1 protein-coding gene is annotated in these 888 nt (G+C 72.2%); it reads right to left on the bottom strand.

The window, feature by feature from the left end; all coding sequences use genetic code 11:
- On the bottom strand, positions 1–888 hold an 888-nt coding region (locus tag AC6LJ9_RS30595), incomplete at both ends, for a hypothetical protein (protein WP_498150447.1).

The raw sequence follows: 888 nt of genomic DNA, 5'->3' as shown, positions 1-888 counted from the left end.
GTGCCGGCCTTGATGTTCAAGAGGCCATTGGCGACCGTCTTGCCGTTCACCACGGTGTCGGCATTGGACGACAGGCGGATATCCTGCTCGCCCGAGATCGTGCCGTCCGCCTGCAGCTTGCCGCCGGCCTGGGCTTGCAGCAGGCCGCTGGCCTGCAGATTGCCCGTCGCGCCCAGCGTCAGCCCCTGGCCCGCCGTCAGCGACAGCGCGCCGCCATAGGCCATGGCGCTGCCGTCCACGCGCAGGTCCGTGCCCGAAGCCAGCGTCATGCCGGCATTGGTCTCGGCCAGGCCGGCCAGCGTCAGCGCCTTGCCGGCGTCCAGGCGCAGCGCGCCCTTGGCTTGCAGCTTCGCGTCCGCGCCGGCCGCGATCTTGCCGATCGCATCGACGGACAGCGGACCGCCCGCCAGCAGCTTGCCGTCGATGGCCGCGTCGCCCGCCGCGCTGATGGTCAGCGCTTGCAGCGACGCCAGCGCGCCGGCGGTGGCGAAGTTGCCTTGCGTGCGCAGGCCGATGGCGCCGCCGGCTTGGGCCGTGGCGTCCTTGCCGATGGACAGATCGCCCACCGACGTCAGATTCAACGCACCTGTCGTTGCGCTGGCGCTGCCCAGCAGCGCCAGCTTGCCACCCGCGGCCGCCATCAGGTCGCCGTTGCTGCGCAGGCTGCCCTTGAGGGTGGCATCGCTGCCGGCTTGCAGTTGCAGCTTGCCGGTGCTGGATAGCTGGCCGTCGCTGCTCGCCGCGCCGCCGGCTTGCAGCTTGAGGTCGCCATCGGCGGCGAGCGTGCCGGACAGGGCCGCATCGCGGCCGGCCTTCAGTTGCGCCGCGCCCGCCGAAACCGTGGATCCGCTCGCGCGCAGGTCGCGCGTGGCGGTGATGTCGATGCCG

The organism is Achromobacter sp. 1011811831 (assembly GCF_059760905.1).
Note: the sequence above shows the minus strand (reverse complement) of the source record. Positions and strands in the feature narration are given on the sequence as shown.